Below are 24,084 nucleotides of genomic sequence, written 5' to 3' on the forward strand. Positions count from 1 at the left end.
CGCGCTCGTGAAGTCGTACGCCGCGGTCGACCTGGGCGCCTCCAGCGGGCGTGTCATGGTCGGCCGCGTCGGCCCCGACAGCCTGGAGCTGGCCGAGGCGCACCGGTTCGCCAACCGGCCGGTACGGGTGCCGGAGGGGCTGCGCTGGGACGTCCTCGGGCTCTACGCCGGTGTGCTGGAGGGGCTGAAGGCGGCGCGGCAGGTCGACTCCGTCGGCATCGACAGCTGGGCCGTGGACTACGGTCTGCTGGACGCCGGCGGCGCGCTGCTGGGCAACCCCGTGCACTACCGGGACTCCCGGACGGACGGGATCGCGGAGAAGGTGTGGGCGACCGTGCCGGCCGAGGAGCTGTACGCCGCGACCGGCTTGCAGTACGCGCCCTTCAACACGCTGTACCAGTTGATCGCCGCCAAGGACCAACTCGCCTGCGCCCGACGCCTGTTGCTCATCCCGGATCTGCTGACGTACTGGCTCACCGGCGAGCAGGGCACCGAGCTGACCAACGCCTCGACCACCCAGCTGATCGACCCGCGCACCCGTGACTGGTCGTCAGATGTCGCCGCGCGTCTCGGCATTGACCTGGGTCTGTTCGCCGCGCTGCGCCGGCCGGGTGATCCGGCGGGCCTCCTGCGCCCGGAGGTGCTGGAGGAGACCGGCCTCGCCGGGCCGGTGCCGGTGACGGCGGTCGGCTCGCACGACACCGCCTCCGCGGTGGCCGCCGTACCGGCCGCGCCCGGCGAACGGTTCGCGTACATCTGTACGGGCACCTGGTCGCTGGCCGGCCTGGAGCTGGACGCGCCGGTGCTGACCGAGGAGAGCCGGGCCGCCAACTTCACCAATGAGCTGGGGCTGGACGGCACGGTCCGCTATCTGCGCAACATCATGGGCCTGTGGCTGCTCCAGGAATGCGTACGCGCCTGGGGCGAGCCGGAGCTGGGCGGGCTGCTGCTGGAGGCGGCCAAGGCACCGGCGCTGCGGTCGGTGGTGGACGCGGGCGACGCGGCGTTCCTCGCGCCGGGCCGGATGCCGGAGCGGATCGCCCAGGCCTGCCGGGCCTCGGGCCAGCCGGTGCCGGACTCGCCCGCCGAAATCACGCGCTGCATCCTCGACTCCCTCGCGCTCGCCCACCGTCGGGCCGTCGCCGAAGCGCAGCGGCTGGCCGACCGGCCGGTCGACGTCGTGCACGTCGTCGGGGGCGGCACCCGCAACGCGCTGCTGTGCCAGCTGACCGCCGACGCCTGCGGGCTGCCGGTGGTGGCCGGCCCGACGGAAGGGGCGGCCCTCGGCAACGTCCTGGTCCAGGCCCGGACGCACGGTCTCGTCCGTGATCTCGCGGACGGGCGGCGACTGCTCACCCGTACCCTGCCGCTCACGCGGTACGAGCCGCGGGGCGGCACCGCCCGGTGGCAGGAGGCGGAGGCCCGGCTCGCCGTGGGGTGAGCCGGGGTCTCCCCGGGCCGCCGAAACCGCACTAGGCTGCATTCATCCGATGATCAACCCCAAGGAGCCGCGATGCGTGTCGCTCTGTTCCTGACCTGTGTCAACGACACGCTCTATCCGGACACCGGCCGCGCTGTGGTGAAGCTCCTGACCAGGCTGGGCGTCGAGGTCGACTTCCCGATGGCCCAGACCTGTTGCGGGCAGGCCCACTACAACACCGGCTACCGCCGGGAGGCGGAGCCGCTGGCCCGGCACTTCTCCGATGTCTTCGGGGAGTACGAGGCGATCGTCACGCCGTCCGGGTCGTGCGGGGCGATGGTGCGGGAGCTGTATCCCCGGATGGGCGAACGGGCGCGGGCCGAGGGCCGCGGGGGCACCCTGGCGGCCGCCCTCGCGCCGGTGGTGCCGAAGACGTACGAGCTGACGGAGTTCCTGGTGGACGTGCTGGGGGTGACCGACGTCGGGGCGTACTACCCGCACAGGGTGACCTATCACCCGACCTGTCACGGACTGCGCGGGCTGGGGCTCGGTGACCGGCCCCGGCGGCTGCTCGCGGCCGTCAAGGGGCTGGAGTTGGCCGAACTGCCGGGGGCGGAGGAGTGCTGCGGGTTCGGCGGCACCTTCGCCCTGAAGAACGCGGACGTCTCGGCGGCGATGGGCGCGGACAAGGTGCGCAACGCCGAATCGACGGGCGCCGAGGTGCTGTGCGCGGCCGACAACTCCTGTCTGATGCACATCGGGGGGACGATGACGCGGCTCAGGACCGGCATGCGGCCGGTGCACATCGCCGAGATCCTGGCCAGCACCGAGGAGGAACCGGCGGTATGAGCGGAACGTATCTGGGGATGCCGGCCTTCCCCGAGGCCGCGCGCGAGGCGGTCCACAACCGGACCCTGCGCGGCAATCTGCGCCACGCCACCCACACCATCCGCGACAAGCGGGCCAAGGCCGTCGCCGAGGTGTCCGACTGGGCGGAGCTGCGCGAGGCCGGGAAGCGGATCAAGGACCGTACGCTGCGTCATCTCGACCGCTATCTCGTGCAGTTGGAGGAGTCGGTCACGGCGGCCGGCGGTACGGTCCACTGGGCGGCCGACGCCGACGAGGCCAACCGGATCGTCGCCGATCTGGTGAAGGCGACCGGCGAGTCGGAGGTCGTCAAGGTCAAGTCGATGGCCACGCAGGAGATCGGCCTCAACGAAGCGCTGGAGGCGGAGGGCATCCGCGCCTACGAGACCGATCTCGCCGAGCTGATCGTGCAGTTGGGCAAGGACCGGCCCTCGCACATCCTCGTCCCGGCGATCCACCGCAACCGCGGCGAGATCCGGGACATCTTCGCCCGCGAGATGAGCGAGTGGGGCCGCCCGGCCCCGGAGGGGCTCACCGACACGCCCGCTGAGCTGGCGGAGGCGGCACGGCTGCATCTGCGGGAGAAGTTCCTGCGGGCCAAGGTCGGGATCTCCGGCGCCAACTTCATGGTCGCCGAGACCGGCACCCTGGTCGTCGTGGAGTCCGAGGGCAACGGACGGATGTGCCTGACCCTGCCCGAGACCCTGATCTCGGTCGTCGGCATCGAGAAGACCGTGCCGACCTGGCAGGACCTGGAGGTGTTCCTGCAAACCCTCCCCCGCTCCTCGACGGCCGAGCGCATGAACCCGTACACCTCCACCTGGACCGGCACGGCGGACGGAGACGGGCCGCGGAACTTCCACCTCGTCCTGCTCGACAACGGCCGCACCGACACCCTCGCCGACGAGGTCGGCCGCCAGGCCCTGCGCTGCATCCGCTGCTCGGCGTGCCTGAACGTGTGCCCGGTGTACGAGCGGGCCGGCGGCCACGCGTACGGCTCGGTCTACCCCGGGCCGATCGGCGCCATCCTCAGCCCTCAACTGCGGGGCACCGGAAGCGAGATCGACGCCTCCCTGCCGTACGCGTCCTCGCTCTGCGGGGCCTGCTACGAGGTGTGCCCGGTGGCCATCGACATCCCCGAGGTGCTGGTGCACCTGCGGGAACGGGTCGTGGCGGGCGGCGAGGTCACCCGGCGGGGCAACAAGGTCGTGCTCAAGCCCGCCAAGGGACACGCGGCCGAGCGGGCGGCCATGCGGGCGGCCCGCTGGGCGTTCGCGCACCCCGGCGCCCTGCGCACCGGCCAGCGGCTCGCCTCCCGCACCCGCCGCTTCCACCCGCGCACCCTGCCGGGGCCCGGCCGGGCGTGGAGCGGGACGCGGGACCTGCCGCCGGTGCCCGCGGAGCCGTTCCGGGACTGGTGGCAGCGGAGGAACGGCGGAAGGGACGGCGCCAAGTGAGCAGCAGGGAAAGGGTCCTGGGCCGGGTGCGGCGCGCCCTGGCGGACGTACCGCGGGACGAGGACGTACCGATCGAGCGGACGTATCTGCGGAAGCACGGGCAGCGCAGTGTCGAGGAGACGGTGGATCTGCTGGCGGAGAACCTGGCGGACTACCGGGCGGTGGTACATCGCACGGACGCCGCGGAACTGCCGGATCTGATCATGCGGCTGCTCGCCGAGCGTGGCTCTCAGGAGGTGCTCGTGCCCCCCGGCCTGCCGCCGGAGTGGCTGTCGCTCGCCGATGCCACTCGGGTGCACGACCGCGCGGTCAGCACCCCGCATGAGCTGGACGAGGTGGCGAGCGTGGTCACCGGCTGCGCGCTCGCGATCGCCGAGACCGGCACGCTCGTCCTGGACGGCTCCCCCGACCAGGGTCGTCGCCGCATCACTCTCGTCCCCGACCACCACATCTGTGTCGTACGCGTGCCGGACCAGGTCGTCTCCTCGGTTCCGCAGGCCCTCGAACGCCTCGACCCGGCCCGCCCGTTGACCTGGATCTCGGGGCCGTCGGCGACCAGCGACATCGAGCTGGACCGGGTGGAGGGGGTGCACGGTCCGCGCACCCTTGAGGTGGTGCTGGTGAGCGGTCGGGCGGGCGCGGACGTCACCGGGTAGCGGCCGGAGGGCGGTTGGCGGGAGGCGGTGACGCTCGATCCGGTCCTGGACGAGAACGCGGCCCTGTGTTGTCGCCTCCCGGCCGTGGGCCTCAGCCGCTCTTGCCCGTCCGGCGGGTCGCCTCCCGGCCGAGGATGCCGAAGGCCCAGCGCTCGTTGAATCCGGCCACGAAGCCGATCGCGCACCAGAAGCCCCAGAAGTCGGTGCCCTTGGCGGGTGAGCCGGGGTTTCCCGGGGACGGGCAGATCTCGGCGGCGGTGGCCGGTACCTCGAAGACGGGCACGAGGCCGCCGCTGAGCAGGAAGTAGACGGCCAGCGCGAGGATCCAGCCGACGAACACCCGGTACACGCCCTCGTGGCGCATGCTGCGGGCCATCTGGCCGGGCACGATCATCCCCTCCCGGCCGTTGGTCTGACGCCGCGTCAGCTGTTCGGCGTTGCCGCGCAGTCGGACCAGCACGCTGAGCACCGCCCCGAACGCGCCGACGCCACCGCAGACGAACGCGCCCAACAGGTGCCAGCGGTCGGTGCAGTTGAGCGTCACCCCCAGCGCCTGGAGCAGGTCCGCGCCCCACAGCAGCGGCACGGCGAGCAGGACGAGGCTGGCGGCGGCGCCCAGCGTGAGACCGACGTTCAGGCCCCGGCTGACGGCGGTCGCGCTGTCCTGCACGAGCCGGCCCCGCAGGTCGGCTATCTCCGCGTCCAGGTACTTGAGCAGGTCGTCGTTGGGCTTGGCGTCGCCGAGCCGGCGGTCGCTCAGCGTGTTGCCGAGGACCCGCTGCACGCTGACGCGCGTAGCGACTCTGGTGTTGCGCTCGAACGCGCGCTGCGAGGCGCCGTACAAGAGCTGCAACTCAAGCTGCTGTTCGGGATACAGGTCTCCGAACTTCACATAGAGCGGATCGAGCCCGGCCGGTACCAGATGCATCAGCCCTTCGGGCTTCAGCTCGGTGTCCGCCCCCTCGACCGACTCACGCATGATCTGCCACACACTGTGGCGGCGTCCCCCGTCGACCGTCATGAAGTACCTGTACTCCTGGGGAAGTCGGCCGGGAAGACGGCTCGCCGTACCAGGGGCGTCAGGTACGTCACAGGTCCGTCACGTGGTGTCGCTGGGTACACCCCGGGATACGGGTTCTGCGCCCCGTGTGCCGCGCCCGCCGTCTCCGTAGCTTCTCGGTCAGGGCACAGGGAGTGCCGGACGGGGAGTGATGACGATGTTTCGCACGGGCTCACGAGAGGGTCACGGCACCGGACCCGCCGCGGAGGCGCTCCGACTGGTCAAGGTCACCAAGGTCTATGGGACGGCCGAGAACGCCGTGACCGCGTTGCACGAGGTGACGCTGGGGCTCGGGCGCGGCACGTTCACCGCGGTGATGGGTCCGTCGGGTTCGGGGAAGACCACGCTGCTGCACTGCGCCGCGGGGCTCGACCGGCCCGACAGCGGGATCGTGCGGGTGGACGGCACGGAGCTGACCGGGGGTGACGAGACGGCGCTGACGAAGTTCCGGCGGGGGCGGATCGGGTTCGTGTTCCAGCAGTACAACCTGCTGGAGACGCTGACGGTCGCGCAGAACACGGTGCTGCCGCTGAAGCTCGCCGGACGTCGGGTGGACCGCAAGCGGGTGCGCGAGGTGCTGGCGTCCGTCGGGCTCGGCGACCGGCTCGGCCACCGTCCCGGCGAGCTGTCCGGCGGGCAGCGCCAGCGGGTCGCCATCGCGCGCGCCCTGGTCGCCGACCCCCCGGTGATCTTCGCGGACGAGCCGACGGGCGCGCTGGACACGCGCAGCGCCCGCGATGTGCTGAGGCTGCTCCAGCAGGCGGTGCGGGTACATGGGCGGACGGTGGTGATGGTGACGCACGACCCGGTGGCCGCCTCCTACGCGGACGCGGTGCTGTTCCTGGCGGACGGCAGGCTCGCGGGCCGCCTGGACGCGCCGACGCCGGACGCGGTGGCCGAACGCCTCGCGCACCTGGGCGACGCCGTGGCGACGGAGGTGTGAGCGATGCTCGTACTGGCGATGCGGTCGATCCGGCAGCGGCCCGGACGGTTCCTGGCGACGCTGCTGGCCGCCTTCCTGGGCGCGGCGATCGTCATGACGTTCAACTCGCTGCACGACACGGCGGGGCAGCCGGGCGTCGATGCGACGAGCGCGGACACGCTGACCGTGGCGGCGAGTGTGGTCGGCGGCTACGGCACCCTCCTGGTGTTCTTCGCGGTGGCCTCGACGCTGACCGTCAACGTCCGTCAGCGGACGGCCGAGTTGGAGCTGCTGCGCTGCTCGGGGGCAACGCCGGCGCAGATCAGACGGATGGTCGTGGGTGAGGCGGTGGCCGTGGCCCTGCTGGGTGCGGCGTCGGCGATCGGACCGGCGGTGCTCGGCGGGCGGGTGCTGCTGGGGATCTTCCACGACAGCGGTCAGGTCTCCGAGTCCGTGGAGCACTCCTTCGGTCCCGTCGCGCTGATGACGGGCATCGGCATCACCCTGCTCGCCGCGGCGGGCGCCGCGTTCCTCGCCGTACGGCGTGCGAGGCGCGGTACCGCACGGCACGGCGGGGCCAGGACGTTCCTCGCGTACGCGGCGCTGGCGGCCGGGGCACTGTCGGTGTGCGCCACGTTCGCGTTCTCCGCGACCGACGAGGCGCTGATGGCGCCGCCCGCGTACGGGGCGATCCTGTTGTCGGTGGGCTGCGCGCTGCTGGCTCCGCGGCTGCTGACGGGGGTGCTGGACCGGTTGCCGCTGAGCGGTGCGCGCGGCTGGCTGGCCGTGCGGAACCTGCGGGAGCGGGCCGGGCAGCTGGCCGGGATCCTCATGTCGCTGATCCTGTTCACGGCGGTGTCCACGGCCACGCTGACCATGCAGGCGGTGGAGAGCGACGCCCTCGCGGCCTCGGGCGCGGTGAAGTCGGTCGACGCCAAGAACCTGGAGACCCTCAACTTCACGGTCGTCGGCATCATCGTGGTGTTCGTCTGCGTGATGCTCGTCAACTCCCTGTACGCGGCGACGATTTACCGCGGCCGCGAGTTCGGGCAGCAGCGGCTGGCGGGCGCGACGCCGGACCAGGTGCTCGGCACGGTCGGCGTCGAGGCGCTGATCCTCACGCTCACCGGGCTCGCCTTCGGCGCGCTGACGGCACTGGCCGGGATCGTCCCGTTCACCATGGTCCGCACGGACGGCGTGCTGCCCGGCGAGGTCTACGGCATCGGCGCCACGGTGGCCGCCGTCGCGGCGGCGACGACGCTGGGCACGAGCCTGATCACGGCGCGGCGGGCGCTGCGGACGCCTGCGGTGCGGGCGGTGGCGGTGGCGTCGTAAGCCGTGAGCCGGGCCGCCTCCGGCCGGGAGGGCGATCGGTGACGCACGTGGCCCACGCCCTTCCCGAACACTTCACGGAGCCCCTTCGCACTTATCACCCGGCAAGGGGCTCCTGGTCGAAGCAGTCCCACGTCGATCAGTCCGGGGAGGCCGAGCCCGCCCCGGAACCGGCGGACCTCGCCGGCCTCCTGCCACGTGCCCCGCCGGCGGCCGTCACCCGTCCTCCCCCGCCGGGGCGGTCGCGTACTCCGTGAAGCGGTGCACGCTCTGCGGGTTCAGCCGGTAGCCGGGGCGGCCCTGGAGGACGGCGTCCTGGATGAGGCTGTAGTCGGCGACGTCCCGGAACCGCTCCTGGCAGGCGATGCGGAATCTGCGCACGGTCTGCGCCAGCGCGGCGGAGGTGCGCATCGTGCGCTCGGCCAGTTCGGCGGCGGAGAGGAACGGCGGTTCCGAGCCGGACGCGAGGTGCCGGGCGAAGTCGTGGCCGAGCACACGCAGGATGTCGATGAGCGGCTGCGGGGTGTTCTCGTACACGGTGATGCCCTCGATGGACAGCAGGGGGCCGTAGAGGGTGACCTCCAGCCGGTTGGGCTCCGGCAGCTTCTCGTCGTCCAGGTCGAGGGAGAGGAACTCGGGCGCGAGGTGTCCGGCGCGCAGCCCGATGTAGCGGCTGAGCAGCTGGCCACGGTCCGCGGTGCGGGGCGCCTGCAGGTAGTCGACGACGGCGCTCAGGGCGTCCGGCAGGGCGGGCCGCAGGTCCCGCAGATAGCGGGTGATCCATTCCACCGAGGCGTCGCGGCCGTGCAGCCGGGCGTGCAGGACGGCGGTGTCCAGCAGGACGAGGGAGGCGCAGGAGTCCAGTTCGGCGTAGCCCAGCCGGTCGTGCAGGGTCGCGGCCGTGTCGATGAGCGCGCCCGGCTTCACCCGGATCCGGTAGCTGCGCAGCATCCGGTGCCAGGTCTCGTACGCCGTGAGGTGCACGTTCCACTTGTCGGCGGCCTCCAGGTAGCGGTCGCCGAGGCGGCGGAAGATGCGCGGGTACGGCGACTGCTGGTAGGTGGCCCAGCCGAAGGAGAAGATGTCGAGTGCCGCGTCGAAGTCGCGCTGGGCGCCGTAGCGGCAGGCGGAGATGAGGAACTCGCTGGTGCGGACGTAGCGCAGGAGCAGGGAGCGGTCCCGTTCGGTCAGTTCGGTGGGGCGCAGCGCGGAGGACTCCACGAAGGTGCTGTACTGGCCGCTCTGCACGTCTCCCAGGTGGAAGGCGTAGGAGCGCCCCGCGCCGGACGCGGCCGTCGGGTGGTCGGCGAGCACCTTCTCCACGTAGGTGCGCTGGGTCTCCAGTTCGGCAGCGGCCTCCTCCTGCCGACCGGCGAGCAGATGGGCGACGACCAGGTCGGTGTGCAGCCAGGAGGCGTCCGCGAAGTAGCGGTACCGGCGGTAGCGGTCGAGGGAGGCCTGGAAGAGCGGCACGGCCCGCTCCGCGTCGCCTGCGGCGGCCGCCGCGAGGCCCTTCTGCCACAGGACGAAGGAGACCTGGGCGAACGCCTCGGGCCCGGCGTCGTACCCGGCGTCGCGGGCCAGCCGGGCGAACGCCGAGGGGAACATGGAGTCGGCGTATCCGGCCCACCCCTGGCTGAGGTGGTCGGCCACCTCGGCCAGCAGGTCGAGGGACCGCTCGTGCACGGCCCGGCCGAGGAGGTCGATCAGCTCCCGGGTCCTCGGCAGGATCCGGCCGGTGTAGAAGAAGGACGTGTCGACGTACTTCTCGGCGGTCGCCAGCAGCGTGGGCGCGGCCGAGGTCCCGTCGTCCATCCGGGCGCACAGCTCGCCGAGGAGCAGCAGCAGCGCGACGTCGTGCTCGTCGGCCTGCCGCAGATCGGACGCGGGCACGTCCACCACGTCGGTCACCACGACCCGGCGGCCGCCGGCCACGTGCTCCTCCAGCGCCCGGTAACGCTCGACTACGCTGCTCATCTTCGCTGTCCCATCGTTGCTCGCCCATGCGCCACGGCGTCCCCGCCGACCGGACCTCGTAGGCGGTGTCGGCAACCGGTCGGTGACGCTTGTCCGGAGCAGCCCCACGTAGGGCCACCCGGCTCCGACCAGACATGTTTCGGGCGGCCCACTGCTGCGTGAGTGTGCCACGGGTGCCGGTTCCCCCACGGCACCCGCAAGTATCTCGGTGTCATCTTAGACATGCCGGATGACTCACCCGTCCCGGCTGTGGCACCCCCGTCCCGCGCACCCGTGGCGCCCCCGCCTCCACACACCGAAGCGGCCCCGGACGGCGGGGAGGGCCGGCTTTCCGGCTTCCCCGCCGTCCGGGGCCGTGGTGCGGGCCCGCGGCGGCTCAGACGCAGCGACTGTCGGCCAGGGTGCCCTCCTCCCGGCGAAGCGCCCGGTCCGCTGCCGAGCCCACAACGTTGCGGTGGATCTCGGTCGTCGCGGTGGACCTGTTCAGGGTGATGTAGTGCAGGCCGGGGGCGCCCTCGGCGAGCAGCCGTTCGGCCAGGGCGGTGGCGTGCTCGACGCCGATGCGGTGGCCCTCGCCGGGCCGGTCGCGGACGGCTTCGAGCCGGTGCGCCAGTTCCTCCGGGAAAGAGGCGCCGCTGAGTTCCGCGAAGCGGCTGATCTGGCGGACGTCGGTGGCGGGCATGATCTCGGGGATGATCGGCGTGTCGCAGCCCGCGGCCGCCACCCGGTCCCGCAGGCGCAGATAGTCCTCGGCGTGGAAGAACATCTGCGTGATCGCGTAGTCGGCCCCCGCCCGGCACTTGGCCACGAAGTGCCGGATCTCGCTCTCCCAGTCCGGCGAGCGCGGGTGCCGTTCCGGGAACGCGGCCACGCCGATGGTGAAGCCGCCCAGCGAGCGGATGAGCTCGACCAGTTCGCGGGCGTGGGTGAAGCCGTGCGGATGCGGTGTCCAGGCGCCGAGCGGGTCGCCGGGCGGGTCGCCGCGCAGCGCCAGGACGTCACGGATGCCGGCGTCGGCGTACTGCCCGATGATCTGCCGCAGTTCGGCGACCGAGTGCCCGACCGCGGTGAGGTGTGCGACCGGGCGCAGGGTCGTCTCGGCCGCGATGCGCCGGGTCAGGGCGACGGTGCGGTCCCGGGAGGAGCCGCCGGCCCCGTAGGTGATGGAGACGAAGTCGGGGCGCAGCGCCTCGACCCGGCGCAGGGCGTGCCACAGCGTGCGCTCGCCGGCCTGCGTCTTCGGCGGGAAGAACTCGAAGGAGAACGTGCGGGTATCGGCGGTCATGACACCACCGTCAGACACGCGGCGATCTCCTCGGCGGGCCGCCGGCCGTAGACGGTGCCGATCCGGTCCAGCAGGTCGGAGGCGAGCAGCTTGTACTCCTGCGTGCCCAGGGACTCGATGACCACGGTGGCCAGGGCGCAGCCGAGCTGGGCCGCGCGTTCGTACGGCAGACGCCGGGCCAGGCCCGCGAGGAAACCGGCGCGGAAGGCGTCGCCCACCCCGGTCGGGTCGACGACGTCCCGCGTCGGCACGGCCGGTACGTCCTGCCGGTGCCCGTCGGCGGTCTCGAGGGTGACGCCGTCGGCGCCGCGGGTGACGATCCAGGCGCCCACCCGGCCGAGCGCCTCCGCTCGGCTCCAGCCGGTCCGCTCCAGCAGGAGGGCCTGCTCGTACTCGTTGGTGAACAGCAGCCGGGCGCAGTCCACCAGGCGCCGGGTCTGCCCGGTGTCCAGGCGGGCCAGCTGCTGGGACGGGTCGGCCGCGACCGGGACTCCCAGGGCATGCGCGGCGGCCGTGTGGCGCAGCATCGCCTCGGGGTCGTCGGCGCCGACAAGGACGAGGTCGAAGGGCCCCGCCCGCCGGTGCGCGGCGGCGAGGTCGATACGGCTCGCCTCGGCCATGGCACCGGCGTAGAAGGTGGCGATCTGGTTCTGGTCGGCGTCGGTGGTGCACACGAAGCGCGCGGTGTGCAGGGTGTCGCTCACCCGCACCGACGCGGTGTCGACGCCGTGCCGGGTGAGCCAGGCGTCGTACTCGGGGAAGTCGGTGCCCGCGGCGCCCACCAGCACGGGGCGCAGGCCGAACCTGCCGAGCCCGAGGGCGATGTTCGCGCCGACACCGCCGCGCCGGACGTCGAGACGGTCCGCGAGGAAGGACAGCGAGACCCTGTCGAGCCGGTCGGTGATCAGCTGGTCCCGGAAACGGCCGGGGAAGACCATCAGATGGTCGGTGGCTATCGACCCGGCGACTGCGATGCGCACGGCGATCTCCCTTCTCGGCTGCCGCGAAGGCCGTTGTCAGGCCCGGCCGGCGGCCGTGCGGAGGGCGTCGGCGCGGTCGGTGCGCTCCCAGGTGAACTCGGGCAGCTCCCGGCCGAAGTGGCCGTAGGCGGCGGTCCGGCCGTAGATCGGGCGCAGCAGGTCGAGGTCGCGGATGATCGCGGCCGGGCGCAGGTCGAAGACTTCCCGTACGGCCTTCTCCAGGGCCGCGTGGGGCACCGTCGCCGTGCCGAAGGTCTCGATGAACAGCCCGACCGGGGCGGCCTTGCCGATCGCGTACGCGACCTGTACCTCGCAGCGCGCGGCCAGGCCCGCCGCGACGACGTTCTTCGCGACCCAGCGCATCGCGTATGCCGCCGAACGGTCCACCTTGGAGGGGTCCTTGCCGGAGAAGGCGCCGCCGCCGTGCCGGGCCATGCCGCCGTAGGTGTCCACGATGATCTTGCGGCCGGTGAGGCTGGCGTCGCCCATCGGGCCGCCGATCTCGAAACGGCCGGTGGGGTTCACCAGCAGGCGGTAGCCGTCGGTGTCGAGGGAAATGCCGTCCTCGGCCAGCTGCTTGAGGACGACGTCGACGACGTACTCCTGGACGTCGGGTGCGAGCAGCGACTCCAGGTCGACGTCGGCGGCGTGCTGTGCGGAGACGACGACGGTGTCCAGCCGGGCCGGACGGCTGCCGAGATACTCGATGGTGACCTGCGTCTTGCCGTCGGGGCGCAGGTAGGGGAGGGTGCCGTCCTTGCGCACCTGGGCGAGCCGTTCGGACATGCGGTGCGCGAGGTGGATCGGCAGCGGCATCAGCGTCGGCGTCTCGTCGGTGGCGTAGCCGAACATCAGGCCCTGGTCGCCTGCGCCCTGCCGGTCCAGTGCGTCCGCCTCTCCCCCGGCGACGCCCTCCGACCGGGCCTCGTAGGCGGTGTCCACGCCCTGCGCGATGTCCGGGGACTGCGCGCCGATCGACAGGGAGACGCCGCAGGAGGCGCCGTCGAAGCCCTTCGCCGAGGCGTCGTAGCCGATCTCGAGGATCTTCTCGCGCACCAGCTGCGCGATCGGCACGTAGGCCTGGGTGGTGACCTCGCCGGCCACGTGCACCAGGCCGGTCGTGATCAGGGTCTCGACGGCGACCCGGGAGGCCGGGTCCTCGCGCAGCAGCGCGTCGAGGACGGTGTCGCTGATCTGGTCGGCGATCTTGTCAGGATGTCCCTCGGTCACGGACTCCGAGGTGAACAGTCGACGGGACAACGCCGTTTCTCCTCTGTTGCGTCGGGAAGTGCGGGACGGCCGGCCGTGCCGGGTGAAGGGCCGAACGGTGAGGGTCAGGAAGTGCATGCGAAGCCGGGCACGGACACGACGCCCTCCGCGTCGCGCGACCGGTCCAGGACGAGCTGGGCGAGGGCGATGTCCAGGGAGCCGAGGCCGAAGGGCGAGTAGACGGCGCGCCGTTCCCGGTCGGGCTTGGCCGCGCCGCGCAGGAAGTCGCCGACGGGGAGGATGCCGTCCCGCTCCACGGTGCCCTGCTCGACGGCGAGGGCCAGGGAGGTCTTCTCGCGCAGGGCGTGTGCCACGTCGTCGACGACGTGCACGGCGCCTGCCATCGCCTCGGGCGTCAGGTCGCGCAGGGACATGTGCAGGACGACCGCGTTGTGCTTGAACCAGCGGGATTCGCTCAGGTGCGGCACTACGGCGGTGGTGGCGAACAGCACCACGTCGGCGTCCTCCACGGCCTCCCGCAGGGAACCGGCCGCGACCGCGTCCCCGGCCAGACCCGCCGCGAACTGCCCGCTGCGCGCGGCGAAGTCGCGGGCGCGCTCCTGGTCGACGTCGAACACCACCAGGTGGTCGCAGCTCCAGCCGAGGCCGGCGAACACCTCCAGGGTGGTGCGGGAGATGTAACCGGTGCCGATGACCGCGATCCTGGCCGGTGCGCGGTCGCCGGCGCGCAGCGCCTCGGCGCCGACGGCGGCGGACAGCGCGGTGCGGTGGCCGCTGATCTGGGCGCCTTCGAGGACGGCCGTGGGGAAACCGGTGCGCGGGTCGTTCAGCGCGATCAGCGCGGAGGCGCGGGGCAGTCCGAGGCCGAGGTTCTCGGGGAAGCTGGAGATCCACTTCACGCCCATGGCCTCGGACTCGCCGGCGACGTACGCGGGCAGCGCGATGATGCGCTCGCGGCGGGTGTCGTCGGGACGCAGGAACAGGCTGTCGGGGTTGACCAGTTGTCCCAGCGCCGCCTTGACGTAGATGTCCTCGACGATCTCCTTCGACGCCGTGCCCAAGGACCGCAGCGCTTCGGCGACCGCTGCCGCGGGAACGATGGTGAGACTGTGGTCGGCGTGATTCATGTGTTCCTCACTGTCGGTGTGGTGTCGGGGCGTTGCCGGTGCGGTGTGCCGGCGGTCGAGGGAATTAGCCGGGCTAGGGCCTGTCCGGCGGATCATGCCGCAGACGCGGGGCCTGGCACGCCCATCTGCCGCGTTGTCGTCGGTTGCCGACGCTCCGCGTCGACGCCCTCCTCCGCCTTGCAGCTGCACGCACCAGGCCCCGCTCACCGGCATCGATGAGTCACCACCGCTTTCCTGCGACCTGATCCGCCGGACAGGCCCTAGCGCAGCAGGGAGAACTTCTTGGTGAGCGGGTCGACGACGTCGCGCGGGCCGAAGAGGGCCACGCCGTAGTAGTCGAGTTCGGCCTCCGGCGTCCGCCGCATCCGCTCCAGCTGGTCGAGGTGGCTGCCGCCGGTCATCTGGGCGGTGAAGTCGGTGCTCAGCAGCCCGGCCGCGGCCGCCTCGCCCCGCAGCCGGCGCAGCCAGGCGGGGCGTCCCTCCAGTACGACGAGCGAGAGCCCGGAGACGGGCGCATGGCTGCCCGCGTCGGCGTCGGGGAAGTCGAGGAAGGCCATGTGCGGGAGGAGTTCGGGGCGTTCGGTGGCCGCCTTCGCGAGCAGGCCGAGGCAGAGGTGGCCGGCGGCGTTGGTGGCCACGCCGGGTTCCAGCTTGGCCTTGAGGGCGACGACGAACTTGTACTGGGTGTCGACGTCTTCGGGGGCGACGACGAGGCGACCGTTGTGCTGCATGGGCATTACCTGTGGTTCCTTTTTCTCGGCACGTACGGGACGTGGTGGGTGTAGGGCGCTGCGTGTGTCAGGCACTGAGCGAGTAGTCGAGGAAGCGCTGGACCTTCGCCGGGTTGATGCGGTAGCCGGGGCGGCCCTGGATGACGGCGTCCTGGACGATCTCGTGCTCGGCCGTCTCCCGGAGCGTCTCCTGGCAGACGTGCCGGAACCGGCGCACCGCCTGGGCGATCGCCGACGGGGTGCGGTTGACGCGCCGCGCGAGTTCCGCCGCGGACAGGAACGGCACCTCGCCGCCGTCCGGCCGGGTCCGGGTGAACTCCTCGCCGAGCGCGCGCAGGATGTCGGCGAGCGGGCGCGGGGTGCTGTCGTACAAGGTGACGCCTTCCAGGGAGAGCAGGGGGCCGTAGAGCACGAACTCGAACCGGTCGGCCTCCGGCAGGGGTGTGTCGCCGAGCCCGGGGCCGGGGAACTCGGGCGCCAGGTGGGCGGGGCGCAGTCCCCGGTAGGTGCCGAGTTGCCAGGGGAACTCGGTGCCCTGCGGCACCTGGAGGTAGCGGGCGGCGGCCTGCACCAGTTCCGGTACGACGGGACGCAGTTCCTGCAGATAGCGGCTGACCCATTCGACGGCGCCGTTGCGGCCGTGCAGCCGGGCCTGCAGGAGGGCCGCGTCCAGCAGGACGGTGGCGGCGCAGGTGGGCAGACCCGCGTAGGTGAACCGGTCGTGCAGCGTGGTCGCGGTGTCGATCAGATGACGTGGCTTGACCCGGATCCGGTACGTGCGCAGCATCCGGTGCCAGCACTCGTAGGCGGTGAGGTGGGGGTTCCAGGGGTGCCGGCCGTCGGTGTAGCGGTCGGCCAGGCGCAGGAAGATCTTCGGGTACGGCGAGGTCTGGAAGGTGGACCAGCCGCAGGTGAAGACGTCGAGCGCCGCGTCGAGTTCCCGTCGTGCCCCGAACCGGCAGGCCGCCAGCAGGTGTTCGCTGGTGCGGGTGTAGCGCCGCAGCAGGGCCGCGTCGCGGTGGGTGAGGGCGGCCGGGCGCAGGGTGGTGGACTCGATGAAGGTGCCGTAGCTGCCGCTGCGCACGTCCCCTAGGTGGAAGGCGCCGACCTCGTCCTCGGTGTCCTCGACCAGCGGGTGGGTGGCGAGGATGTCGTCCACGTAGGCGCGCTGTGCCCGGGCGGTGGCGGCGGCCCGGTCCTCGTGGCCGGCCAGCAGATGGGCGATGACCAGGTCGGTGAAGAGCCAGGCGGCGTCCGCGTAGTAGCGGTAGGCGCGGTAGCGGTCCAGGGACGTCTCGAAGTGGGCCCGCGCCTGTTCGGCGTCGCCGGCGCCGGCCGCGGCCAGCCCGCGCTGCCAGGACACGAACGAGACCTCGAAGAACTGCTCGGCCGTCATGCCGAGGCCGAGTTCGCGGGCGAGCCGGGTGAAGGCGGCGGGGAACCCGGAGTGCGCGTAGCCGGGCCAGCCCTGGCTGAGGTGGTCGGCCGCCTCGGTGAGAAGGGCCGGGGATCGCTCGTCCACCCCGCGGTCGAGGAGTTCGATCAGCTCCCCGGCCCAGGGCAGGATCCGGCCGGTGTACAGGAAGGAGGAGGAGACGTACCGTTCGGCGGCCTTGGCGAGTACGGGCGCGATCGAGGGGCCGCCGCCCATGCGGGCGCACAGGGCGGCGAGCACGAGCGTCAGCATCACGTCGTGCTCGTCGGCCAGGCGCAGGTCGGCGGCCGGTACGTCGGCCACCTCCGCCACGTCCACCCAGGAGCGCCCCGCGGCGTGCTCCTCGAGCGCCTGAAGGCGCCCGGCCAGGTCACTCGTGTGCACCTCGGTCCCATCCTGCGTCGTTCTCGTCCGGGGCAGGCACGGCTGCCCCGGTCTGCCGGTCGTGTCGCCCCGCGCGGCGCGGCGGCTCATGCCTGCCGCGGCAGCGCTCCGATCGAGGTCATCCAGCTGTCGGAGTAGACGGTGCTCTCGTACTTCTCGCCGCCGTCCGCGCAGATGCACAACGCGTCCTGTACGTCGGGGTGTTCACCCAGATAGCGCACGCAGGCCGCGACGACCGCGCCGGAGGAGGCGCCGAGGTGGATGCCGGTCTCCTTCAGGACGGTCCGGCAGTAGTGGGCGGCCTCGCCGACGTCCACATAGGCGTAGTGGTCGATCAGGCCCGCCTTGAGGAAGGAGGACGGCCGGCTGGCGCCGATGCCGGACAGGTAGCGCCGGCCGGGCTGTCCGCCGTAGGCGACGGAGCCGTTGACGTCGACGGCCACCATACGGGTGGCCAGGGCCCGTTCGCGGAAGCACTGGCTGATTCCGGCGAAGGTGCCGCCGGTGGAGACGGCCGCGAAGAGCGCGTCGGGTGCGGCGGGGAGTTGGTCGAGAATTTCCGGGCCGGTCATCCGGCGGTGTATGTCGGGGTTCTCGGGGCTGTTGTACTGGTCCACCCAGACGTAGCCGTCGTCGGCCCGGAGCATCTCCTGGACCTTCGCCAGCCGGGACAGCAGGTAGCCGCCCGCCTCGTCGACCTCGTCGACCATGACGATGGTGGCGCCGAGGTCGGTCAGCCGGCTGCGGACCTCCGCGGTGCTCATCGGGTCCAGCACGGCGGTGAACCCGATGTCCAGGAAGCGGGCCATGCTGGCCAGGGCGACGCCGAGGTTGCCGGAGGTGGATTCCAGCAGACGCACACCGGGGCGGATCCGGCCGTCCCGGACGAGACCGCGCACGAGGCCATAGGCGGTACGGGCCTTGATGGAGCCGGTGAGGTTGTAACCCTCGAGCTTCAGGTGGATCGTCCGCGGCTCACCCTGGACGTCCAGCGTGATGGGCTTGATCGGGGTAAGGCCCAGCAGGGCCTCGAAGCGGTCCAAGTAGTGCTTCATCTTCCCTCGCATGTCATGCGGCCAACGGGTCACCCGTACGCTCACGTGTCATGGCCAAGCATCCTGATGACAAGGGACAGTCATAATCAGTAGCATCCATGACAGTAAAGAGGCGTCTCAGCATCTGGGCCGCTTCGGCCGACGCGATTCGATGGAGGGCTCCTCGTGGTATTCCAGGAGCAAGATCAACTGCCACGCAAGGAGAAAACGAGGCTTGTTCGCGACGCCGTCGGCGTCGGTCTGGCCGTCGGAGCCTATGGACTGTCCTACGGCGCGCTGGCCGTTTCCAGCGGTCTGACCCTCGCGCAGACCCAGTTCCTCTCCCTCGCCCTCTACGGGGGTTCCGCCCAACTCGCCCTGATCGGCACGCTCGCGGCGGGCGGCGGGGGCCTCGCGGCCTCGGCGACCGCGACCCTGCTCGGGGTGCGCAGCCTCTTCTACGGCGTGAGCCTGCGGCCGGTCCTGCGGCCGCGCGGGGCGACCCTGCTGCCGGCGGCCCACCTGCTGAGCGACGAAAGCACCGCGATGGCGATCGCCAAGCCGACACCGCGGGAAGGCCGCTTCGCGTACTGGGCCACCGGAGCCGTGGTGTTCCTGTTCTGGAACCTCGCCACGCTGATCGGCGCCCTGTCCGGTTCGCTGCTGGCCGACCCCGAGGCACTGGGCCTCGACGCGGCCTGCTCCGCCGCCTTCCTGGCGCTGGTGGCACCCCGGCTGCGCGAGCGCGCGGGGCAGTTCGTCTTCCTCCTGGCGGCACTGGTGGCGATAGCCGTGTCCCCGCTGCTCGGCTCCGGGCTGCCCGTCGTCCTGGCCGGACTCACCGCGCTGAGCGTCCTGTTGCTGCCGACGGCGACGCCCGCGGCGGCGCGGGGAGGTGCCTCATGAGCTGGTCGTGGATCCTCCTGGCGACGGCCGGATGCCTCGCGCTGAAACTGGCCGGCCTGCTGGTCCCCGAGAGCGCGCTGGACCGGCCCGCGGTGGCGCGGGTCGCCGGTGTGGTGCCGGTCGCGCTGCTCGCCGCCCTCATCGCGACCCAGACCTTCGTCGCCGACCGTCATCTGGCCGTCGACGCGCGTGCGGCCGGCCTCGCGGTGGCGGCCCTGGCGCTGTGGCGGCGGGCCCCGTTCCTGGTCGTCGTGGTGCTCGCGGCGGCCACGACGGCCCTCCTGAGATGGCTCGAGCTGGGCGGATGACGCGTCGGCTCAGATCCTGAGACACCTCTTTACGTGTCATCAAAGGTCAATACGATGACCTGTGTCAGTCATCCGAGGGAGGTCACATGACAGAGACCGTGGAGTACGCCGAGCTTCAGTACGGTTGGGAGAAGGCCTACCAAGATCAGAACGCAGGTCCGCTCTGGCAAGAAGACCCAATTCCGGTCATTCCCCAGGCGATCGACACCCTCAAGCAGCGCAACACCCACACGGTGGTGGACCTCGGCTGCGGTGACGGCCGCAACCTCGCCGCGCTGGCCGACGCGGGCTTCAACGCCCTCGGCGTCGACATCGCCCCCACCGGTCTCGCCCACGCCCGCCGTGTGATCAAGCAGCGTTCCTTCCTGCTGCGCGCCGACGCCACCAAGCTGCCGCTCATCGACGCCTCGGTCGACGCGGTGACCTGCTTCGACGTGTTCGGCCAGATCCAGGACCCCTCGCACCTGATAGCCGAGGCCCGGCGCATCGTCGCCCCCGGTGGCCTCTTCGTCACCAACGCCTTCACCCTGGAGGACGGCACCTACGGCGAAGGCGACGAGATCGCCCCGCACACCTTCGCCTACAAGGACACCCTGTTCCGCTTCTACAGCGAGGACGAGATGCGCGGGCTGTTCAGCGACTGGACGATCCACGAGATCCGCCGGATCTCCTGGGACGACCCGCCGCACGGCGACTTCCGCCCCTACCCGCACACCCACGACAACTGGGTCGTGTACGCCACGCCCCAGGACTGATCCGGTCCGGGCACGTCCAGGGCGGCCCTGCCCGGTCATCCCCGGTCAGGGCCCGTCCTGGGGCGCCCCACCCGTGCGTCACCGCCCGCGTCCCACCGGCCCGCCCGCGCGGCGACGCCGGATCACGCTCGGGCCCGCCTCGCGGGTCTTCCCGACGCTCACCGAACGGCCCGCCCGGCGCGCCGTGCCTCCCCGCCACCGATCCCTCCGGCCCTCACCCACGAGCGGGCCGGCCGGGCGTCAACGCCCCCGTGCGCCACGTCGGTCGACACCCCGCCCGGCGCGATACGGCCACGTCCCGCGTGCGTGACCGCCCGGCATCCCGGAGCCTCGGCTCCTCCCGGCGCAGCTCGGTGGACCGGACCACCACCCCGCCGTCGAGGAAGAGCGCCCGTCCCGGCCTGCCGCCCCGCACAACGCCCCGGCCCTCGGCCCGGCGGCGGTGGCCGACCCCTCTGCCCGCCCTGTCCGCGCTGCCCGGCCAGGGACCAGTCGAGCACCAACGGATAGGCCTGTGACCAAGCGAATTGTCATCATCGGCGGTGGTGCCACCGCCGTGAGCGCCTTGGCCCACGTGGCCGGCGCGCCCGGCATCGAACGCATCACCCTCGTGGCGCCCGGCCCCATCGGGTTCGGCACCGCGTTCGGCACCACCGACCCCACGCTGCTGTGCAACACCTCCGTGGACGTGACCTCCCTGCTGGCCGAGGGACGGTCCGACTTCCTCGGCTATCTCGCCGCCCACGGACACCCGGTCCACCGCGACGACTTCGTGCCCCGCTACCTGGTCGGGCAGTACTGCCGGACCCGCTACGGGCAGTACCGCGACCGCGCCCTGGCCCGCGGCACCAAGGTCACCCACATCCGGGAACGGGCGGTCGCCATCCACCGCCTCGACGACGACACCTACCGGGTCGAACTGGCCGACGGCGCCACCGTCACCGGCACGGACGTCGTCTTCTGCGCCGGCGCCGAGGAACCCCGGCTGCCCGCCGAGGTCAGCGCCCACCGCGGCGATCCCCGCCTGCACGAATCGCCCTACCCGGCGAGCCGGTTGCGCCGCCTGCCGCACGACGCCCGGGTGCTCGTGCTCGGCGCCAAGCTGTCGGCCGTCGACGCCGCCCTCGTCCTGTCCCGGGAAGGCCACCGCCACACCGTCCTCACCTCGCCGTCCGCCACGCTGCCTGCCGTACGGACCCGGCTGCGCCGCAGCGCCGAGCCCGCCTTCGGCCCCGGCGACTGGGCCGCCCTGGACCCCGACAGCGCCTCCTTCGACCACTCCCTCACCCGGATGCTGTTACGGGCCGTCCGCCGCGGCCATCCTTCGGCCCGCGCCCTGCGCGCCCGCGCCGGAGGGCCCGCGGCCACCCGGCAGCTGAACGAGGAGGCCCGCCTCGCGGAGGAGGGCCGCATCCCCTGGCAGGACATCGTCGCCGAGGTCATCGACGCGCTCAACGAGCAGATACCGCGGTGGCGTCCCGGGGCCGCCGCCGGAGCCCTCACCCGCCACCACACCCTGATGTCGCGGTACATTTCCGCGATCCCGCTGCGCAACGCCAAGCTGCTCGTGGCCCACGCCACGGCGGGCAGACTGCGCGTGGCCCCGCGCTACCCGCGGGAGATCCGGCGCACCGGCACCGGCTGGCGGGTGCACTGGCCGGACGGCTCGGCCGAGAACTTCGACCACGTGGTCGTCGCCGCCGGCTACCGCGCGCGCCGGCTCACCTGCGCGACCGGCCGTCTGCGCATCGGCCACGACGGGGACGGACCGCAGCCCGAACTCCTCCCCGACCTGCGGGTCCGGCTCCCCGACCGGGCCAGGCCCGAACGCGTCTGGGTGCTGGGCTCCGCGGCCGGCGCCCGCCACCCCATCGTCAACTACCTGCGCGCCGCCGCCCAGCACGCGGCCGTGGTCGGCGCGCAGATCGCCCGGCCCCGCACCGGCGAAGTGACCCCGTACGCCGAAAGGACCACCCTGTGATCGCGCTCGTCATCCCGGCCTCCAGCGGCGTCCAGCTCGCCGACGCCCTGCAGGAGGAAGGAGCCACGTTCGTCGAGGTCTACCCGGAGGACCGCGCACCGGCCGCCGGGGCACAGCGTGGCGACGTCAAAACGGTCGTGCACAGCGACCCGGACGCCACCGCCGACCAGTTGCGCGCCCTGGGCGTCCGCACGGTCGTCGCCGGCAGCGAGTTCGGCGTCACCCTCGCCGACGAACTGGCCGAACGCCTCGGGCTGCCGTACCACGACCACGGGCTGCGCACGGCCCGGCGCGACAAGTACGCGATGCAGCAGGCCCTCGCCCGGGCCGGCCTGCCCCACGCCCGCAGCCAGGTCGTCCACGGCGAGGAGGAACTGCGTGACCTCCTCGGGCGGTGGGCGTCGTACCCCGTGGTGATCAAGCCGTTCAACAGCGCGGGCAGCGACGGCTGCCGGATCTGCGCGACGGAGGACGAGGCCCTCGCCACCTACCGGGCGATCGCCGGGCGGCGCAATCTGCTCGGCGAGATCAACGAGGGTGTGCTCGCCCAGGAGTTCCTGGCGGGTTCGCAGTACATCGTGAACACGGTGAGCATGGCCGGCCGGCACCTGCTCGCCGAGCTGTACGCCGAGCGCATCGACCGCGTCGAGGGCAGCCCCGTGCTGCGGCACATCGTCAGCCGGACCACGCCCGACGAGCGCGAGCAGGAGCTGGTGGAGTACACCGGACGCTGCCTCGATGCGCTCGGCTTCCGCGACGGCGCGGCCCACACCGAGGTCATGCTCACCGCGGACGGGCCCCGGCTCGTCGAGGTCAACTCCCGGCTGATGGGCCCCTACCTCTCCGCCGACGCCTACCACTGCGCCTTCGGCTACAGCAGCCCGCACCTGGTCGCCGAGCGGTTCCTGCGCCCGGACGACTTCCACAACCGGTTCGACCTGCCGTACGGCCCCGCCCGCACCCTGGCCATGGTCTTCCTGCGCGCGCCCCGCCCCGGCGTCCTGACCTCCCTCGACGGTCTGCGGACCATGCGCCGGCTGCCCGGCTTCCACAGCGTGGCCCACCTGCCGCGGGTCTCCGACGCGCTGCGCGACACCCGGCTGACCACCGGCTCCTGCGGCATCGCCTTCTTCGTGCACGAGGACGCCGAACTCATCGAGCACAGCCTCGCGGTGCTGCACGAGCTGGAGGACTCCGGCGCCCTCTTCCAGGTCGACGAGGCCGGGGCCTGACCATGCCGGTGCTGTGGATCGCCGCCTCCGTCCTGCTGCAGTCGGGCGTGTACGGCTTCGTGTCGGGCACCCTCGACTCCGGCGACAGCCTCGCCCTGTCCTGCGCCGGATTCGGGGCTGCCGCCGTGCTCTTCAACGCGGTGCTGCTGGTCCGCCGGCTGCGGGGCGCGGGCCGTGGGCCGCACGCCGCCACCGGGCCGCGGGCCACCGGTCTGCTGCTGGCGATGAACGTCGTCACCGCCGTCACCTTCCTCAGCTTCTACGCCTCGCTGACCTGGGTCCCGGCCACGCTGGCGACGGGCGTGGAGACCGCCGTCGGGCCGATGGTGCTCGTGCTGCTCGGCCTCGCCGGGCGCGGCCGACGGGCCTCCCGGCAGGGCTGGTTCGCCGCGGGCGGGCTGGTGCTGCTCGGCATCGCGCTCGCGCGGCGGTTCACCGAGGACGGCGCGTTCGGGCCCGGCCTGGTGGCGGGGCTCGGCCTGGTGCTGGTCGCCGGGATCGGCGCGCCCGTACTGGCCCTGGTGTCGGCCGAGTTGGGGCGGCGCGGCATCGACCCGGTGTACGTCACCGCCCACCGGTTCCACCTCACGTACCTGGCCGGCGGAGTGCTGCTGCTCGCCGTCGGCGGCCCCGGCGTCCTCGACGGGGACGGCACCGGACGGCTGCCGGGACTGCTGCTCACCGGTGTCCTCGCCGTGACGCTGCCGCTGTTCTGGCTGCAGACGGGGCTGCAGCGCTCCGACCCCATGGTGGCGATGGTGCTGCTCACCACCCTGCCCGGCATCACCTACCTCGCGGAGTGCGCCTTCCACGGCTCCTTCGACGCCGTCTCGCTGGCGCTGATCTGCGCGCTGGTCGTGGTCGCGCTGTGGTACGTGCGGGTGTCGGCGAAGACGGCACCGGCGCCGTCGTCTCCCTCACCCACGTCCTCCTCGTCACCCACGTCCTCCTCGTCACCCACGTCCTCCTCGTCACCCGTGTCGTCCGAGACGTTCCGGGCGTGAC

21 protein-coding genes are annotated in these 24,084 nt (G+C 72.4%); 12 read left to right on the forward strand and 9 right to left on the reverse strand.

The annotated features are described in order from the left end of the window. Positions 1-7 precede the first annotated feature (7 nt). The 4 genes from ICC28_RS36580 (at position 8) to ICC28_RS36595 (ending at position 4,400) form a co-directional block, all read left to right on the forward strand. On the forward strand, positions 8-1,441 hold the full coding sequence (locus tag ICC28_RS36580; protein ID WP_188293189.1) for a rhamnulokinase: 1,434 nt from the start codon (positions 8-10) through the stop codon (positions 1,439-1,441). Positions 1,442-1,513: 72 nt separating this feature from the next. Further along, positions 1,514-2,269: a (Fe-S)-binding protein gene (locus tag ICC28_RS36585; RefSeq protein ID WP_188293153.1), complete on the forward strand. Its 756-nt coding sequence runs from the start codon at positions 1,514-1,516 to the stop codon at positions 2,267-2,269. After that, positions 2,266-3,744 (forward strand): LutB/LldF family L-lactate oxidation iron-sulfur protein, encoded by a 1,479-nt coding sequence (locus ICC28_RS36590; protein ID WP_188293154.1) that lies wholly within the window; start codon positions 2,266-2,268, stop codon positions 3,742-3,744. The genes ICC28_RS36585 and ICC28_RS36590 overlap by 4 nt, the downstream gene beginning before the upstream one ends. Next, a complete protein-coding gene (locus tag ICC28_RS36595) occupies positions 3,741-4,400 on the forward strand; it encodes a lactate utilization protein C (RefSeq protein ID WP_188293155.1) in 660 nt (219 codons plus the stop codon). The genes ICC28_RS36590 and ICC28_RS36595 overlap by 4 nt, the downstream gene beginning before the upstream one ends. Before the next feature lie 91 nt (positions 4,401-4,491). On the opposite strand, the gene ICC28_RS36600 is transcribed toward ICC28_RS36595, so the two are convergent. Continuing rightward, positions 4,492-5,421, reverse strand: coding sequence for a hypothetical protein (locus ICC28_RS36600; protein ID WP_188293156.1), 930 nt, complete (start codon positions 5,419-5,421; stop codon positions 4,492-4,494). A gap of 196 nt (positions 5,422-5,617) precedes the next feature. Here ICC28_RS36600 and ICC28_RS36605 point away from each other — a divergent pair, with 196 nt between their 5' ends. Both ICC28_RS36605 and ICC28_RS36610 read left to right on the forward strand, forming a co-directional pair. Further along, the gene (locus tag ICC28_RS36605) at positions 5,618-6,403 is read left to right on the forward strand and encodes an ABC transporter ATP-binding protein (RefSeq protein ID WP_188293190.1); all 786 of its coding nucleotides are present in this window, start codon (positions 5,618-5,620) and stop codon (positions 6,401-6,403) included. Positions 6,404-6,406: 3 nt separating this feature from the next. After that, positions 6,407-7,717 carry an FtsX-like permease family protein gene (locus ICC28_RS36610; RefSeq protein ID WP_188293157.1) on the forward strand — a complete coding sequence of 437 codons (1,311 nt, stop codon included), beginning with the start codon at positions 6,407-6,409 and terminating at the stop codon, positions 7,715-7,717. A 213-nt stretch (positions 7,718-7,930) separates the two neighbouring features. Here the strand turns inward: ICC28_RS36610 and ICC28_RS36615 are convergent, their stop codons facing one another. From ICC28_RS36615 to ICC28_RS36650, 8 genes are all read right to left on the reverse strand, one after another. After that, entirely contained in the window at positions 7,931-9,691 is a 1,761-nt protein-coding gene (locus ICC28_RS36615; protein ID WP_188293158.1) for a hypothetical protein, read from the reverse strand. Between the two features lie 376 nt (positions 9,692-10,067). Beyond that, positions 10,068-10,976: a methylenetetrahydrofolate reductase [NAD(P)H] gene (gene metF, locus ICC28_RS36620; RefSeq protein ID WP_188293159.1), complete on the reverse strand. Its 909-nt coding sequence runs from the start codon at positions 10,974-10,976 to the stop codon at positions 10,068-10,070. Beyond that, a complete protein-coding gene (locus ICC28_RS36625; protein WP_188293160.1) occupies positions 10,973-11,956 on the reverse strand; it encodes a carbohydrate kinase family protein in 984 nt (327 codons plus the stop codon). Before ICC28_RS36625 ends, metF begins: the two co-directional genes overlap by 4 nt. A gap of 36 nt (positions 11,957-11,992) precedes the next feature. Further along, positions 11,993-13,216, reverse strand: coding sequence for a methionine adenosyltransferase (gene metK, locus ICC28_RS36630; RefSeq protein ID WP_188293161.1), 1,224 nt, complete (start codon positions 13,214-13,216; stop codon positions 11,993-11,995). Positions 13,217-13,290: 74 nt separating this feature from the next. Next, positions 13,291-14,313, reverse strand: a complete 1,023-nt coding sequence (locus tag ICC28_RS36635) for a 2,3-diaminopropionate biosynthesis protein SbnB (protein WP_188293162.1) — start codon at positions 14,311-14,313, stop codon at positions 13,291-13,293. A 260-nt stretch (positions 14,314-14,573) separates the two neighbouring features. Continuing rightward, positions 14,574-15,044 (reverse strand): DUF2000 domain-containing protein, encoded by a 471-nt coding sequence (locus ICC28_RS36640; RefSeq protein WP_223190443.1) that lies wholly within the window; start codon positions 15,042-15,044, stop codon positions 14,574-14,576. 67 nt (positions 15,045-15,111) lie between these two features. After that, positions 15,112-16,863, reverse strand: a complete 1,752-nt coding sequence (locus ICC28_RS36645; RefSeq protein WP_317454162.1) for a hypothetical protein — start codon at positions 16,861-16,863, stop codon at positions 15,112-15,114. A gap of 86 nt (positions 16,864-16,949) precedes the next feature. Beyond that, entirely contained in the window at positions 16,950-17,918 is a 969-nt protein-coding gene (locus tag ICC28_RS36650) for a cysteine synthase family protein (protein WP_188293164.1), read from the reverse strand. Between the two features lie 165 nt (positions 17,919-18,083). On the opposite strand from ICC28_RS36650, the gene ICC28_RS36655 reads away from it, so the two are divergent. The 6 genes from ICC28_RS36655 (at position 18,084) to ICC28_RS36680 (ending at position 24,083) form a co-directional block, all read left to right on the forward strand. After that, positions 18,084-18,803: an AzlC family ABC transporter permease gene (locus tag ICC28_RS36655; RefSeq protein WP_188293165.1), complete on the forward strand. Its 720-nt coding sequence runs from the start codon at positions 18,084-18,086 to the stop codon at positions 18,801-18,803. Next, the gene (locus ICC28_RS36660) at positions 18,800-19,111 is read left to right on the forward strand and encodes an AzlD domain-containing protein (RefSeq protein ID WP_188293166.1); all 312 of its coding nucleotides are present in this window, start codon (positions 18,800-18,802) and stop codon (positions 19,109-19,111) included. The genes ICC28_RS36655 and ICC28_RS36660 overlap by 4 nt, the downstream gene beginning before the upstream one ends. Positions 19,112-19,197: 86 nt before the next feature. Then, on the forward strand, positions 19,198-19,866 hold the full coding sequence (locus ICC28_RS36665) for a class I SAM-dependent methyltransferase (RefSeq protein WP_188293167.1): 669 nt from the start codon (positions 19,198-19,200) through the stop codon (positions 19,864-19,866). 514 nt (positions 19,867-20,380) lie between these two features. Continuing rightward, a complete protein-coding gene (locus ICC28_RS36670; RefSeq protein ID WP_188293168.1) occupies positions 20,381-21,847 on the forward strand; it encodes an FAD/NAD(P)-binding protein in 1,467 nt (488 codons plus the stop codon). Next, positions 21,844-23,079: an ATP-grasp domain-containing protein gene (locus tag ICC28_RS36675; protein WP_188293169.1), complete on the forward strand. Its 1,236-nt coding sequence runs from the start codon at positions 21,844-21,846 to the stop codon at positions 23,077-23,079. The genes ICC28_RS36670 and ICC28_RS36675 overlap by 4 nt, the downstream gene beginning before the upstream one ends. Positions 23,080-23,081: 2 nt before the next feature. Beyond that, positions 23,082-24,083 carry a hypothetical protein gene (locus ICC28_RS36680; protein WP_188293170.1) on the forward strand — a complete coding sequence of 334 codons (1,002 nt, stop codon included), beginning with the start codon at positions 23,082-23,084 and terminating at the stop codon, positions 24,081-24,083. The last annotated feature ends 1 nt before the right edge of the window (position 24,084 follow it).

Source organism: Streptomyces sp. TRM68416 (assembly GCF_014596915.1).
In the GTDB taxonomy this organism is placed as follows: Bacteria; Actinomycetota; Actinomycetes; order Streptomycetales; family Streptomycetaceae; genus Streptomyces.

Coding starts and splice junctions, on each gene's coding strand:
- ICC28_RS36605 (WP_188293190.1), top strand. CDS start 5,618: ATGTTTCGCACGGGCTCACGAGAGGGTCACGGCACCGGACCCGCCGCG.
- ICC28_RS36640 (WP_223190443.1), bottom strand. CDS start 15,044: ATGCAGCACAACGGTCGCCTCGTCGTCGCCCCCGAAGACGTCGACACC.
- metF (WP_188293159.1), bottom strand. CDS start 10,976: ATGACCGCCGATACCCGCACGTTCTCCTTCGAGTTCTTCCCGCCGAAG.
- ICC28_RS36615 (WP_188293158.1), bottom strand. CDS start 9,691: ATGAGCAGCGTAGTCGAGCGTTACCGGGCGCTGGAGGAGCACGTGGCC.
- ICC28_RS36590 (WP_188293154.1), top strand. CDS start 2,266: ATGAGCGGAACGTATCTGGGGATGCCGGCCTTCCCCGAGGCCGCGCGC.
- ICC28_RS36600 (WP_188293156.1), bottom strand. CDS start 5,421: ATGACGGTCGACGGGGGACGCCGCCACAGTGTGTGGCAGATCATGCGT.
- ICC28_RS36680 (WP_188293170.1), top strand. CDS start 23,082: ATGCCGGTGCTGTGGATCGCCGCCTCCGTCCTGCTGCAGTCGGGCGTG.
- ICC28_RS36635 (WP_188293162.1), bottom strand. CDS start 14,313: ATGAATCACGCCGACCACAGTCTCACCATCGTTCCCGCGGCAGCGGTC.
- ICC28_RS36665 (WP_188293167.1), top strand. CDS start 19,198: ATGACAGAGACCGTGGAGTACGCCGAGCTTCAGTACGGTTGGGAGAAG.
- ICC28_RS36610 (WP_188293157.1), top strand. CDS start 6,407: ATGCTCGTACTGGCGATGCGGTCGATCCGGCAGCGGCCCGGACGGTTC.
- ICC28_RS36650 (WP_188293164.1), bottom strand. CDS start 17,918: ATGAAGCACTACTTGGACCGCTTCGAGGCCCTGCTGGGCCTTACCCCG.
- ICC28_RS36585 (WP_188293153.1), top strand. CDS start 1,514: ATGCGTGTCGCTCTGTTCCTGACCTGTGTCAACGACACGCTCTATCCG.
- ICC28_RS36660 (WP_188293166.1), top strand. CDS start 18,800: ATGAGCTGGTCGTGGATCCTCCTGGCGACGGCCGGATGCCTCGCGCTG.